The organism is Paenibacillus sp. FSL A5-0031, from assembly GCF_001956295.1.
In the GTDB taxonomy this organism is placed as follows: Bacteria; Bacillota; Bacilli; order Paenibacillales; family Paenibacillaceae; genus Pristimantibacillus.
The window spans coordinates 22011-36297 of record NZ_MRTD01000021.1; the positions used below are offsets into that span (position 1 = coordinate 22011).

At 41.8% G+C, this 14287-nt stretch carries 13 protein-coding genes and 1 other annotated feature; of the genes, 1 reads left to right on the forward strand and 12 read right to left on the reverse strand.

Annotation, left to right across the window (positions count from 1 at the left end):
* Positions 1–2: 2 nt before the first annotated feature.
* The 3 genes from panD to BK120_RS27920 form a co-directional block, all read right to left on the reverse strand.
* On the reverse strand, positions 3–386 hold the full coding sequence (panD, locus tag BK120_RS27910) for an aspartate 1-decarboxylase (protein ID WP_076270779.1): 384 nt from the start codon (positions 384–386) through the stop codon (positions 3–5).
* A 1033-nt stretch (positions 387–1419) separates the two neighbouring features.
* A complete protein-coding gene (locus BK120_RS27915; RefSeq protein ID WP_256711046.1) occupies positions 1420–2913 on the reverse strand; it encodes a glycoside hydrolase family 32 protein in 1494 nt (497 codons plus the stop codon).
* A gap of 215 nt (positions 2914–3128) precedes the next feature.
* Positions 3129–4142, reverse strand: a complete 1014-nt coding sequence (locus BK120_RS27920) for a S66 family peptidase (RefSeq protein ID WP_076270780.1) — start codon at positions 4140–4142, stop codon at positions 3129–3131.
* A 321-nt stretch (positions 4143–4463) separates the two neighbouring features.
* Between BK120_RS27920 and BK120_RS27925 the strand changes: the two genes are divergently transcribed.
* Positions 4464–5357 carry a multicopper oxidase family protein gene (locus BK120_RS27925; protein WP_076270781.1) on the forward strand — a complete coding sequence of 298 codons (894 nt, stop codon included), beginning with the start codon at positions 4464–4466 and terminating at the stop codon, positions 5355–5357.
* A gap of 54 nt (positions 5358–5411) precedes the next feature.
* Here the strand turns inward: BK120_RS27925 and BK120_RS27930 are convergent, their stop codons facing one another.
* The 9 genes from BK120_RS27930 to BK120_RS27970 form a co-directional block, all read right to left on the reverse strand.
* Positions 5412–6326, reverse strand: coding sequence for an NAD-dependent epimerase/dehydratase family protein (locus BK120_RS27930; protein WP_076270782.1), 915 nt, complete (start codon positions 6324–6326; stop codon positions 5412–5414).
* A gap of 53 nt (positions 6327–6379) precedes the next feature.
* Complete coding sequence (locus BK120_RS27935) at positions 6380–7243, reverse strand: MerR family transcriptional regulator (RefSeq protein WP_076270783.1); 864 nt, start codon at positions 7241–7243, stop codon at positions 6380–6382.
* 5 nt (positions 7244–7248) lie between these two features.
* Positions 7249–8166, reverse strand: coding sequence for a phosphotransferase family protein (locus BK120_RS27940; protein WP_076270784.1), 918 nt, complete (start codon positions 8164–8166; stop codon positions 7249–7251).
* Between the two features lie 216 nt (positions 8167–8382).
* Positions 8383–8769 (reverse strand): VOC family protein, encoded by a 387-nt coding sequence (locus tag BK120_RS27945; RefSeq protein WP_256711047.1) that lies wholly within the window; start codon positions 8767–8769, stop codon positions 8383–8385.
* 63 nt (positions 8770–8832) lie between these two features.
* Positions 8833–9297, reverse strand: coding sequence for an NUDIX domain-containing protein (locus BK120_RS27950; protein WP_076270785.1), 465 nt, complete (start codon positions 9295–9297; stop codon positions 8833–8835).
* Positions 9298–9301: 4 nt separating this feature from the next.
* Positions 9302–10948, reverse strand: coding sequence for a methionine--tRNA ligase (metG, locus tag BK120_RS27955; protein ID WP_076270786.1), 1647 nt, complete (start codon positions 10946–10948; stop codon positions 9302–9304).
* A gap of 42 nt (positions 10949–10990) precedes the next feature.
* Positions 10991–11252 (reverse strand) — a binding site (T-box leader).
* Positions 11253–11586: 334 nt separating this feature from the next.
* Complete coding sequence (locus BK120_RS27960) at positions 11587–13050, reverse strand: serine hydrolase domain-containing protein (protein WP_144376878.1); 1464 nt, start codon at positions 13048–13050, stop codon at positions 11587–11589.
* A 38-nt stretch (positions 13051–13088) separates the two neighbouring features.
* Positions 13089–13562 (reverse strand): GNAT family N-acetyltransferase, encoded by a 474-nt coding sequence (locus BK120_RS27965; protein WP_076270787.1) that lies wholly within the window; start codon positions 13560–13562, stop codon positions 13089–13091.
* A gap of 13 nt (positions 13563–13575) precedes the next feature.
* Positions 13576–14160: a GNAT family N-acetyltransferase gene (locus tag BK120_RS27970; protein ID WP_076270788.1), complete on the reverse strand. Its 585-nt coding sequence runs from the start codon at positions 14158–14160 to the stop codon at positions 13576–13578.
* Between the last annotated feature and the right edge of the window lie 127 nt (positions 14161–14287).

The following is a 14287-nucleotide window of genomic DNA, read 5'->3' on the forward strand; positions in this document are numbered from 1 at the left end:
CATTATACCGTTGTAGAGTGCAGCTCTTGATACTTGTCCGTCACAATCCGATTATTCTCATCCATAATGACCACATCGGGCTTGTACACCCTCGCTTCATGATCTTCCATCATGGCGTAGGAAATAATAATAACGAGATCTCCTGGCTGAACCATTCGCGCAGCCGCTCCATTTAGACAAACCATGCCTGAGCCTCTTGGGCCTGTGATCGCATACGTCTCCAACCGCGCGCCGTTATTGATATTTACAACTTGTACTTTCTCGTTCTCTAAAATATTGGATGCGTCTAAAATATCTTGATCAATCGTGATGCTGCCTACATAATTCAAATTTGCTTCCGTAACGACCGCACGGTGAATTTTGGATTTGTGAATTTCTCTAAACATAAATAACACACTCCTCATAGAATAGTGAATTTGGTTAATATACCGATAAACAATAGTGCTTTAACACAACCTTAAAGTTACTTTTATTTGTATTTATTACAAATTTTAAAATAAAAAAGACAAAGAAATCGCTCAGTTAACATGAAAGCGTTAACAATAGTTTGTTAATAACTTCTGATGGCAGACGACTAAGTATTTTTGGTTGAAGGTATAGCTTATGCGGGTTGAATACTCGAGTTAAAATAACATGTGGGTTAACTTGTTGGGGAGACTGACAAGCATGTAGATTAGCAATGAAATCATTTACTAGAAAAGAGCTGCGCAATGAAAGAGGTGTGGGAAAATGCTATAAAGGCTTAGCTTATTTTGATATCAAAGAGCGTGGTCATCCTGACTAATTTGATACTAATATCAAAAAAATGATACTTTTTACCATTCGAACTCATACCTATAGTAGTTGGATTGCACCTATGAAAGAAAGGGGATTTTTATGTTAATAAGGGGTGGAATTCTCTTTTTTTGATTTATATGGTCACTATTGTGATAGATTCGCGCATAATAAACGATTTCGTGTTAGAAAATAGGGGGTTGTTTTATTCTCTAACGAACTGTATTGAGCTTATTCTATAGAAAACTAGGCTTCTTGCGTGTTAACGAATCTAATTAACGCTAAAGCATGATTTTTAAGGTGTCTTTAGCTGCTTTTCTCGAAATAACGATTCTAGAGTTCGTTAAAATGTTAATCCCTTTCGGATGGTTTAAATATGAGCTGCTAGATTCGTAAGCCGTGTATTGGATAAGGGGAGGACATCGTTTTGCATAAATTCCGTCAAAATAAAGTAGGGCTGTCCCAGGCGTAGATAAAACTACGCTTGGAACAGCCCTTTGGAAGATTGCAGACAAAATCACAAACCAACTGACTGAAACGTGTTAACCAAATCTTTTAAGCAAAGTGTGAAATCCATCAACAACTCGCCACGCGTAACAACGTCCAATCCTCAGACTTTTACGGTATCAACATTATCAACATTCATTACCAAATCGAGCGCAGCTGCCAAGCATTCACGGTTTGAAGCAGCGCGTCTCCGCCGCGAGCAAAGAAAGAGATACCTATATCTTCTGATCTCGGATAAACCCGATTGGTCATAGCGACTCTGCCTTCTCCTGCAAACAATTCAATAGAGGAGCGATCAAGAAACAGTCTTAGCTGCAAACGCCCGTCTGAAGACAACTGAAGCGGCGCCTCGCTAACTCCGCCATCGCCTTCACCGCCGAGATTACGATCCATACAAATCTTTTGTTCGCTTATGCAATAGCTAATTTCAGTATAGGCCGTCCCATCCTCGGAGCTGCGTACACGAATACCTACTTCTGTTGCTTCCGTTCCAGCCAGATCAAATACAATATCCATTTCAAGAGAGTCTCCATGGACGCCTTCTATTTTGACAAATTCGTTGCTTGATAGAGCTACATCAGTCGCCGAAACCTGTTGTCCACGCAGCACGGAAAGCTCCGGCACTGGATTGCTTCGCACCGTACTATCCGCTGCTAACGTCAATTCGCGCGGCAGCGTCATTCCGCCAAGCCAGCCATGCGCTTGCTCGGGCATCGTCGCTCCCCATATGTTCATCCATGCGATCATTATTCTTCTGCCTCGATCATCAAGCAGCGTTTGCGGCGCATAAAAGTCAAATCCATAATCGATTTGTCCCATCTGCTGTCTCTCAAAGCGGCAGCTTGCGTAATCGAACGTCCCTGACAAATACAAGTTTTTGATTGGTGCAATATTCATCGGGGAGATGAGCAGCGTATGCTGATTGCCTTCTCCAAGCGGGAATAGATCTGGACATTCCCACATATCCCCCATCGTACCCTCACTCTGCGCCGCAGCACCTTGATATTCCCAGCTCAGCAGATCGCTCGACGTATAAATTAACCCTTTGCCAAGTCCGTCTTTGCCGTAACCAACGACCATATGCCATTTATCTTCATGCTTCCACACCTTCGGATCACGGAATCCGAACCGCTGCGCGTCAGGTGAATCACCGATCACCGGATTAGCAGCATACTTGTGGAACGTCACACCGTCAGTGCTTGTCGCTAAAGCTTGGACCTCTTCCGGTGTTTTGCCATCAACATGTCCCGTATAAATTAACGTTAAAACGCCGTTGTTATCTACTGCGCTTCCTGACCAACAGCCCTGTCCGCCAAACTCTGCTTTGTCATAATTCTCGGAGGGTGCTATCGCAATAGGCAGATGCTCCCAGTGAACTAAATCCTTGCTTCTAGCATGTCCCCAGTGCATCGGACCTTGCTTCGATTGATAGGGATCATGCTGATAAAACAGATGATAATGTCCCTCAAAATAAATCATGCCGTTCGGGTCATTCATCCAGCCTGCTGGCGGCATCATATGATAATGAAGCCGATATGTTGTATCAATCATTTTCACATTTTCTTGAAGCGCTTTATTCGCATTTGCAATATAACGTTGATGAAGGTCTTGTTTGCTTGTCGTATTTTCCAACCTGATCACCCATCCTTGCTTGTGAATTTTCATCATGCTAATTGAGCATGTGTAAACGCTTACTTTTATTGAACCAATCCGTCCTCCCGATCGCAAATAGCTTTAGGCCATTGCTTTCGAAAGACGGACTCACCCCTGCTGAAATACTGCTGCTACGTTCTCTTAATTCTAGGATCAGCACTATAGTGCAAATAGAATTGTTTTGTCTTTTACCACTATTTAAAAAACTGCTTGACTATACCTTTACCCTCATTAACTTCCACTTCGGCATAAGCACCGTTTATGAGCGTAATTTGAGGAGGAACATGCCCGCAATCCACATCATAAATGATCGGAATTTGAAGCTCTTCAGCGAGCTCTTGATACACATCTTCAACGGTATAACCGTCTACGGGTTGATTTGCTGGACTCCGTCCGAACAAAATGCATGGGCTCTGCTCAAACCAGCCCGCCAGCTTCATTTGAACCAGTGATCTGCGTAAATCTACGGTCGATAACTCACAATTTTCGAGGTACCACAAAATAGGCTCACCATCGATAAACTGCTCTCGAAAAGCGGATACATCACCATAAGGTGTGCCGACTAAATGTCTGATCACGTCAATACAGCCTCCAAGTAAACGTCCCTCGGTCTTCACTTGTTGGTTGGAGGTCGATTTCCAGTATGTAGGCTCGTTCAAATGAAACACATAAGGGGTTGGATTATCGTGCTGCCATTCTTTTTGATACTTATTAGACGAATATTGAATGATAGATTCTCCTGCCTTAGTTGATAAAACCGGTTGCCACATGGCTGTCGTCTCATCCGAATATTCGCCTCTTAGATCAAATAAATTAGCACCATGTGCAGACGCTATGCCTGTCTTTAACGTAGTCGCAAATAGCAGCACGCTTATGTCTGAATAGCCCATTATCCATTTATCATTTAAGCGGTTAAAATCAATATATTCAAGCATCTCAATCAACAGCTCGCCTCCCCATGGAGGAATGACGATATCAATGTGATCACTGCTCATCATTTCATTAAACTCGTCCGCTCGTTTTTGGGCAGGCGATGATTTGGCTTTATTTTGCGTCCAAACTGTCTCCCCGCAAATGATTGAATACCCTTTCGTCTCCATACGACTGCAAGCCAGCTTAAACGAATCATGCATAGAAGCAGAAACCCCATGCGATGGTGCCGTCACGCCTATCGTTGCTCCTTCTTCAAACCTCGGATATTTGATCATCATTGTCCTCCGCATAAATGTCTTTTAACATAGAAAAAGCGTCATTCTGTAATGTCATTAGCTCTTTAACGATGGTTATACATTGATCTTTTTGTTTCACTTCCCGCTCTCGGGGCTCTAGATATGGATACATCTCTTTCAGCTTATTCGATCGAGAGACAACTTGTCTATATGTATGGCTACTCTATGGGGTACTTTCTGAATTGTCACGGGCAAACAAGTATATGCTCCGGGAAACACATAATCAGATCTTATCTAACAGCACTAATCTTTATTATCCATTCATACAATGATTTAAGAATATATTTTGGAGGTATGAATGTGGTCATTACACCAAACATTCCAAATCTGCCCTTCACTGAAAAAAATGGAGTGAAGTATTTTAATCTTGTTGCAGAAGTTGTAAAGAGCGAAATACTTCCCGGAATTTATGTGAATGCATGGGGTTATAATGGAATGTCTCCGGGGCCAACGATCTGTGTATATCCCGGAGACTATGTGTGTCTTAGAGTACATAATAAATTACCTCAGCCTACGAGTGTGCACTGGCACGGTTTAGATGTTCCAAATGGAATGGACGGTGTGCCAGAAATCGAACCTTCACCTAAAATTGATCCAGGCCATTATTTTGATTACCATTTTAAAATCACCAACGCTCCTGGTACCCATATGTATCACTCGCATTTTTACAGTGTAGTTCAGGATATGCTAGGGTTAGAAGGAGGTTTTATTATCCTTGATCCCAATGAAAGCAAAAAGGACATACAAAAAGATTATTACCTTATGCTGGGAGCATTTAAACTAATGGGCTTGGAGCCTGGGGTTTTAAAAAATGGAAACTACGAAATTGACCCTTTTGCACATGAAAGTAATTTTTTCACTATAAACGGAAAATGCTTTCCATATACAGCCCTATTACCAGTTAACGAGGGTGACCGCGTTAGAATAAGATTCGGGAATATTGGAATGATGAATCACCCGATTCACTTTCACGGACATCAATTCTATGAGACTGCAGCGGATGGAAATTCTATTGCAATAGAAAATCGTCTTAAAAAAAATACAATACTAATTTCGTCAGGTACCACGAGAGATATTGAGTTTATCGCTGATAATCCGGGTCGCTGGCCTCTGCACTGTCATTTCCCGCATCATGTTAGTAATAATATGACGCTTTCGCTGGGAGGAATGACGACAGCAGTCGTGTATGAATAAATCTTCCTTGAGTATTAGCAGGCCTTACGTCCTGTAATCACACCTGCAAAACCTCTACACTACCGTCGATTCCAATGTTTTTGCTATAGCTTCCTCTAAGGGCGTAGCCTTCAAGCCAAACCTCTCTGAAAATAGACTGCTATCAATAATAAAATCATTTTCGAACTGGTACAGCATTTCGATGCTTTCTCTCGCTGCCGGTATAAACAATCCCCCTATTCGAAGCATCGCTTTCCCCATGGTTTGAATGTTTGCAGGGAATCCAGCAAGTCGATAAGCTGTTTCAATAAATTCTCTTGTTGTAACCGCAGCATCGTTCGGAACATGCCAGGCGCGGCCATATGCATCTTCATGTTGACTTAACACAACGAGCGCTTTACCAAAATCATCGATAAACGTATACGTATGCTTCTTATCCGGATTCCCCATAACCGTGCATGCTTTACCTTTCACTATCGGCTTGAACAACCGTGAACCAACAGAAGAATGGTGAACATTCGGTCCAAAAAAATCCGCTCCTCGTCCCATCGTCACCTGCAGTATCCCCTCTTGATAGAGCTGCAGCAGACGATTAGACATGTCTGCGCGTACTTTCCCTTTCTTAGTCACGGCTGTGTACGGTAATCCTTCATGCATGCTCCCATTAACCTGCCCATACATATATACATTTTCGGCAACGACCAGCTTCGCTCCTGCAGCTATAGCTCCCGATATGATATGCTCCTGAAAAGGTAAAAACAACTCATGCCACTTCTGATATGGCGGCTGCGCACACTGAAAGACAACCTTTGCATGTTTCATTATGGCCTTTGTCTCATCCTCATTCATTACGTTCGCTTGCTTTACACTCACCGCTGAAGGCACAGTCGCTTTCCCGCTCAAACTAACCATTTTGACAGGTTCTCCAAGAGCAACAAGCTCCCTCATGACGGCCATACCCAACGGACCCGTTCCGAAAATCACATTCATATTGTTTTTTCCTCCCCATTTGGCGAATAAAAACAATATAAACCCTATAGTAACTATAGGGTCAACGCTTTTCGAACAGAAACTTGAAGCTCCACAATAAACTCCTCCGGCTTCATCATTTGAGCCATATCAACCAAATACAGCTCAATCGATGGACCCGCTTCGATGTAGTTATGCTTCTCCATCCACGCGAGCAGCTTGCTGTAAATCCGTTTGCACGATTCGGCGTTCGGAATTCCGCAATAAAGAGCTGTAATATACTCGCCTTCAGGGATGATTCGGCCATAACCTTTAAGAGCTTGAGCACCAATAGCGTCAGTAGAAATACAAAACTCCAAATCAGAATCCTCTCGATCAAATGTCAAAATATTTTCATGGTAAATCGTCATCAATTGCTTCGGAATTAATCCGTTTGCTTCCGCCTGCTGAAATAATCGTGTAAACTTCACAACCGATGCTTCCATCCCGCACGCTGATCTGCTGCGATCAGATAGGATAAGCCGCTCCGGCAAATGTTTTAATTCCACTAACACATCAAGGTTTTTAAGCTCATCGCCTAAATCCAGCAAATAATTGATTTGTTCCGATCTCTTTCCTATTAATTGTACAAGCTGCTCTAATTGTTCTATTTCAGTAATCGTGTTTCTTCGTTTTAATTCAAGCTTCTCTACTAAACTGCTTAAGCTTCCATCTTTTAAAGCAGCTTTTATTTCATCAAGCGAAAATTGCAATGTTTTCATGTCTTGGACGATTTTAATATAAAGAAGTTCGTAATTGGAGTAATACCGATAACCAGTGGATTTATCCGTATGGCTGGGTATGACCAAGCCGATCTTGTCGTAAAAGCGCAGTGTTTGAACAGCGATATTACATATCTTTGCCGCTTGGCCTATAGAGTAGAATTGATCGTTGCTCATCGAATCTATTCCCCTTTGAGAGTCTCACCTGTTAATAGATCTATCTGCTGCAAAATGGGTTCAGCTAATTCAAGTTGTTTCGTCGCAAATTCCAGATCGCCATGCCCTGCGAGAGCAAAATCCAGATTGCCTAAGGTAGACATCAGTATGCGTGCAGAAACTGCAAAACCAAAAGTCTTTTTGTCAGAAACAATATCAGAATGATTCAGCATACATGTGAAAGTTGGCTCTTGTGTTCCACCAAATAAAACAAGATTGCCAACATAGGAGGCCAAATCCCAGTAGTAGGGCATTAATGATATATCCTCAAAATCCATCCATAACCAGCCCTCCGGGCTCGGTATCAGGTTTCCTGCATGGGCATCTCCATGACTGGGTACTAACAGGCCTAGCTCCTTCCGCATCTGCTTATCCCATTTATGAAACTTCTGCAATAATGCTTGTATTCGTTCATCGGGGTTTTGTCTTAATCTTTGTGCTGATTGACAAGTGCGCTCCCAAACGCCAAGCATAGGAACATCACCTTCGAAGTCCTTCATTGCCTTAGAAAGTTTGTTAATAAGATCAACTGCTTCCTTCGGTGATGGAGGTTGCAAGGCTGCAGGAGGGACATAAGCCCACAGTGTCAGCCATGTATCTGCCACGTTATGAGGACCCGCATCAACAAGGCTAGTTGGCAGCAGCACAGGGACATTCTTCGAATGAAGGTAACGCGCTACAAGCAGCTCTCGATCCTGTATCTTGTATGCATACTCTCCATCTGCTTCAGAGAGAACAATCGCTATTCTTGCCACAATGGGATAAGGAGCTAGATGAATAATTAAATTTCCACCCTCACTAAGCACATGAGGCGTAATATCCGTTAAACCCCATTCTTTGGCCATTAATAATAATGATGAGATAAGCTCGTTTTTATTAAGCATTGCAGCAGCTCCTTAACAAAGTTATACATTTATTTTAGCTTCACTGCTGTCTCGCTCAAAGGTAAAAAACGTTTCATAGTCAACTCTAGGCAAAAACTGCCCAAACTATTTCTCAACGCTTCAAATTTATCTCATACTTCGATTAATGACATGGCTTTATGCCATTATTCAAATCAAGGCTTTTAAGATCGGGCACATCGACTTAAAAAACAATGCTCAGCCGCCAAAAGCAATACGATAACCGTTATTGTCGACAATGGTAAGCTCACTCCATCCATCTGACCAATGCGGTCCTTGCACAATCTTCACTTCTTTTGAAATAAACAACTTATGTAACTGTCTTAATCCCTCTGGATTCGTGTAGCAGAAAGCATCAAAATAAAGTCCGCCTTCTACTGACGAATTGGGCCGAATATCACTTTTCAATTTAGCTTCGTGTAGAATAAAGGTCACATCTCCGTAGTTCATATGGATGTGTCCGCCGATATTTTCTGAAGTAAATCCTATTTCTTCATAAAAATGAACGGAATCTTGTAAATCGGCTACTAAAAAAACCAATGATGGTCCTTTCAAATGAACCAAGTTTACACTATTATTTTCCACCAATAACAACTCCTAAAATTTATAATTTATTCTAACTATTTCAACAAAAAGAAAGTTCAATCATCAACCTCGCAAAATATCCGTTTTATGATTTAATAGATCACTAAACAGCTGCTTCTGCACGCTGCTAATACATTCAATATCGATATCCTCCAACTTCGTAAAAACCAACTGCAGCGACTCATTATTGCTATCCGTATGCAGTACATTCTTACCATCCTCAGCTAATTTACCTGTTAAATCTACCGCCACGTTGAAGATAAACATGACGAATACAACTTCATTGCCATCAGGATATTGATACTGCATATTGGGACCAGTATAAATGGAATACAAATCATATTCTGTTACATGCAGACCTGTTTCCTCCAGCACCTCTCTTATCATCGTTTCTTCAATTTTTTCTCCCGCTTCCATTCCGCCGCCAGGCAGACCCCAATCTCCGTAGTCTGATCTTCTCTGTAACAATATTCTTCCAGCTTCATCTTTAATAATGGCTCCGCCAGTAACGATAATTCTCTTATTCATAGGCTCACTCCCTTTTGGATTGAATCTTTAGCGCATTTGTTTCTTCCTCAATGCAACCAACGTCAATACGCTCAAACAACAGCTCTAAACCTTGAATTTTTTGATTAGCAGCTACAGTAATGAACTCCCAGCTAGGCTCAGGAAGAGTTAGAAACCTTCTTATTTTCTCGCATGAGAAAGGAATAAACGGGGTCAACAATTGAGAAAGATTCGCTATAATTTGCACGCAAGTGTTTATTGAATAAGCACAAGCCTCTCGATTTTCTTTAATCTGAATCCATGGCTTTTGTTCATCAAAATACTTGTTTGCTCTGCGAATAGTAGCAAAAATTAACTCAATCGCTTCCTTTAGTCGCCCATCTTCAATGCATGCACCTGACTCGACATATAAAGAAGCAATGGCTTTCATCCATTCCGCGTTCTGCTTGCTTTCAGGAACGTTTCCTTCAAAAGATTTATTTACAAACGCTAGCGTACGATTGACTAGATTGCCAAATGCGCCGAGCAACTCTCCGTTGTGACTATAAATAAATTCTCGCCATGAAAAATCAGTATCCCGCTTCTCAGGACCGTTTGCGATCAGAAAATAACGAATAGAGTCTGGTTCATAACGCTTCAAAATGTCCGGCACCCAAACCGCCCAATTATTGCTTGTCGAAAACTTTTTCCCTTCCAGCGTCATGTATTCACAAGAGATGATTCGATCAGGCAAATGATAATCCTCAGCGCCTAGAAGTACAGCCGGCCATATCAGTGTATGAAAAGGGATATTGTCTTTGCCGTGTACATAATAAGCGGTTATTTCCTCTTTTCCGTCCTTCCAGAAGGACTCCCAGCTGCCGCCTGTTTCAGCAGCCCACTGCTTGCTTGCCGATAAATATCCGCTCACTGCTTCAATCCAGACGTAAATTTTTTTATCTTCGAACCCTGCAACCGGAACCTCCACGCCCCAATCTAAGTCCCTTGTCGCCGCTCGATCTTGAAGCCCCTCTGCAAGATATCTTTGCGTTAATTGTACTGCATTTTCTTTCCAACCTTTTGTTTTATTTGCATACTTAGTCAATTCAGCTTGGAAGGAAGAGAGTGCAAGATAATAATGTTCCGTTGGCCGCTCAATTGGAGGATTCCCGCAAATCTTGCATGTCTTGTCTGTCAGGTCGGCTGGGTCAAGCAAGGTTGAACAAAAATCACATTGATCGCCTCTCGCACGGTTGCTGCAAACAGGGCAAATCCCTTCAACATAGCGATCCGGTAAAAATCGTTGGTCTGTTTCACAATACGTTTGTTGGATTGTTTTTTTATATAAATGTCCTTTTTCTAAAAGTGTCAAAAATAACTGTTGAACGACTTGGTGATGAAATGGCTGGTCTGTTCGAGTATACAAATCATACGTAAACCCAAGCTGTTTAAAGCATTCGGCAAATTCCTGATGAAATCGATCTGCAATATCTCCCGGAGAAACACCTTCTTGAATTGCTTGCACGGCAACAGGTGTACCGTGGCAGTCACTTCCAGATACGTACAATACCTTATTTCCTTTTGCGCGGTAATAACGTGCCAACACATCCCCTGGCAATACACTCGCCAATCTTCCCAAATGCAATGAACCGTTCGCATAGGGCCAAGCACCGCCAATAAACACATTTGTCATCATAATTCCTCCTTTTTTTGACAAACAAAAAAGCCCTCATCCCAAAGGGACGAGAGCTGTGCTCACGCGGTACCACCCAATTTTATTAATGCCTTGCGACATTAACCTCTTCAGGTACGATGCTTATGCATGTATACCCTAGCACAGTAACGGGTGCGGGTTCCGGCGCAGCCTACAACCATATGAGGTTTCGATGCGCAGCTCAGAGACCATATTCCCAAAGTTATTCTTTACCCCTTTTCAGCAACCGGGGCTCTCTGTAAAAAGACATCGCCTTGGTACTCTTTCTCATCGCAGCTTTTGTTAGAATATTCAATTTATTGGAATTATACTCAAAATGTTTTTTTAAGTCAAGATGATTATATTACTGCCCACATCTCCTTATTCCTACCTCGCTTTATTGTATTATAACTATCGGAAAATGCCTCCAGATTTCCTCCTAATACCTGCTCAATCCGACGATTGATTTCTGCTGTCAAAAAGAACTCACCTCACATTGTGTAATATATGATATTGGTCGCTAAACTCCGTTCGTTCGGTAAGTTTATATTTTTTTATTCCTGTATGTATGAAAAAAGGACGCCGCTTGGCATCCTCTCTGAATGTACGCTAAAGCGCATAGCTATGCTGTCACAACACTAAACCTGTACACCAATTAATTCGTACGCATCAAAACCAAATGACACATTATGAGTACATTTAAGTTCTATTTTATGATCATAAAAGCAAACGGAATAGGTTATCACATACGGAGTTTCTATGTAGATCAATGTAAGAGATAGTTGATTGCAGTCTATCCAACAAGCCTGAGTAACCACCTCCTGATCATGTGTTTCCAAATCTTTCACAAAATGATCGATTGAATGGTTTATGGTGCTGAAGTTAAAAGGATACGTCTTCACACTCTGTTCGCCAAAAAATAACTTAAACTGAAATTCGTTCCCGCTTGCTGCAAAATGAAGCTCAGTGAGTCCTTGTTTATTAGCCCTGAATGAAAAACGAAGATCATCTAAGCGAATAGGGCTAGGCTCACTTAATGCTGGTATGAACGGATTAGCCACTTTCAAGAGATGCTGATCTAAATCTGTTTTTTGTTCACCATCTTCAAAGTGGATATCCATGTCTATTTGCATGAGAATATGTTCATACACTAAATCTAGCATGGTTTGAAGCTGTTTCATGGAAGAGAAGCTCGATGTTGCCGCAATGACAACCTGATGTTTGGGCGACACAAAACATAACTGCCCATACCCGCCATTTCCCATATAACAGCCATCACGACATAGAAAAAATTGATACCCATAACCTTGGGAAAAATCGATGCGCTCTTCGTCTCGCGATGTATCGCTTTGCAGGCTGGTGGCGAGTGAAATGTATTTCTCTGAAACGATTCGCTGGCCATTAAATATGCCTTTGTCTAGCAGCATTTGCCCAAACTTAGCTATCCCTTCAGTAGGAATACTTAGTCCCATTCCCCCAGCAACGACGCCAAGCGGACAGGTTTCCCAAGAAGCGGATGATATGCCTAGAGGCATAAACAAACGAGGCATTAAATATTCGGTTAACTTTTGACCTGTTACTCTCTCAAGGATAGCAGACAACATATAGGTAGAATGTGTACTGTAACGGTAATAGGTTCCTGGCTTATGCTCTACTTCCATTGCTAAATAGGCTTTAACCCAGTCCGTTTGCTCCGCAACGCTTCCGTAAATATTGTAATTATGGCCGGCATTCATCGATAGCAGATGGTGAATAGTCATTTCAGCCAAGTTGTCCGAAATCACGGGAGGCAGATTATCAGGAAAAAAAGAGATAACCTTGTCCCTTAAATCCAACAGGCCCTCGTCACAAGCAATGCCTATTGCGAGAGATGTGAAGCTTTTGCTAAGTGAGAATAACAGCTGCGGCGTGCCTGGACGATAAGGATCACGATAAAACTTGGAAGTAGCCTTGCCGCTTTGCATCAAGATAAAGCTGTTCAACTTCAAGTTTAATTGCTTGATTTGAGTGAAAAACGCAAGCAACGACTTCGATGATAAACCATGGTTTTCTGGTCGATCCATTTCCATAACGCTTATCAAGCCTTCAACATCGTTAATCATGAATGCAATCACCCACTTTTTTATACTCAACGAATCTACTAGCTCAATTGTTTAATAAACGTGACTCTATCGTAACCACTGCTGAAATAGTCCTTTTCATACAGGCTGACCTCAAAACCGATCCGTTGATAAAAGGTTATCGTATCTTCATTCCCCGGATGCCCTAAAGTATAAAGAATAATTTCCTTCTCTTTCAGCTCGTTTACTTTATTGCAGATGGTAGAAAGCAAAGCTTTGCCAACGCCTGCTCGTTGAAAATCCTTTTTCACGACTACGCCTACGATTTCATAAAGGCCTACTTCATTATTAAATAGGTATCCTGCATGACCCATAATTTGATTGTCATCGTTATAGGCTACATAATATTGGCTTTTACCCGCTGGAGCTTTGGCGAAGTCCGCCCACCGAGGCGGATATCTTTCAATAACGAAATCTGGGAATTGCAGCGGATGCTCCGATAATATATTTATTACATCCTGCCTGTCGTTTTGCTCGAACAATCGAATATTCATATTGTTAAACCTCCTAAACAGAACGATCTTTTTTCTGCTGTTCTACAAATTCATCCTTCGTTAGTCCAAATAATATTAGATCTTTATACTCACCATTAGTGTAAATAACCTTCCTGCGCACACCCTCTTGCTGGCAGCCCAGCTTGATCATCATGTTTGTTGAGCCTACGTTGCCTGCCAGTACATAGTCATTAAACTTATTGAGCCGTCTTTCCATAAAAGCATACTTTAAGAGAATTCTCATCGCTCTAGTCCCGTATCCCTTGCCTCGGTGATCTCTATCGATCTGTATGCCAATGCTAAACGTGCCATTTTTCTCATCGATACTATTTAGATTAACGCCTCCAATATTTTCAGCGTTTCTATTTTCAATCGCAAACATGATGCGCCTGTTATCCGAAGAGAAATCAGCATAAGTTTCAACGAAATTTTTAGCCTCGGCAATCGTAGGCGGCAGCTCAACCGTGCACTCTAATAAGCGCCGAGCTGGCGTATCAAAGCGGTTGTAGTAATGCCCTTCCCAGTCAGCGTCTTGAATCGCTCGTAATCTGATCTCCTCATCCTGCCAAAAATATTGACTATAATCTATTTCTCTCATGTGATCCTCCCACAATCAATAATCGTATTAAGCGCTATTATACATAAAATTAATATAAAAAAGGCAATTATTTGTAATGTCCTATCAAAATAATGAGCCCTCAGGTCATTCAACCTGAGAGCTCCTT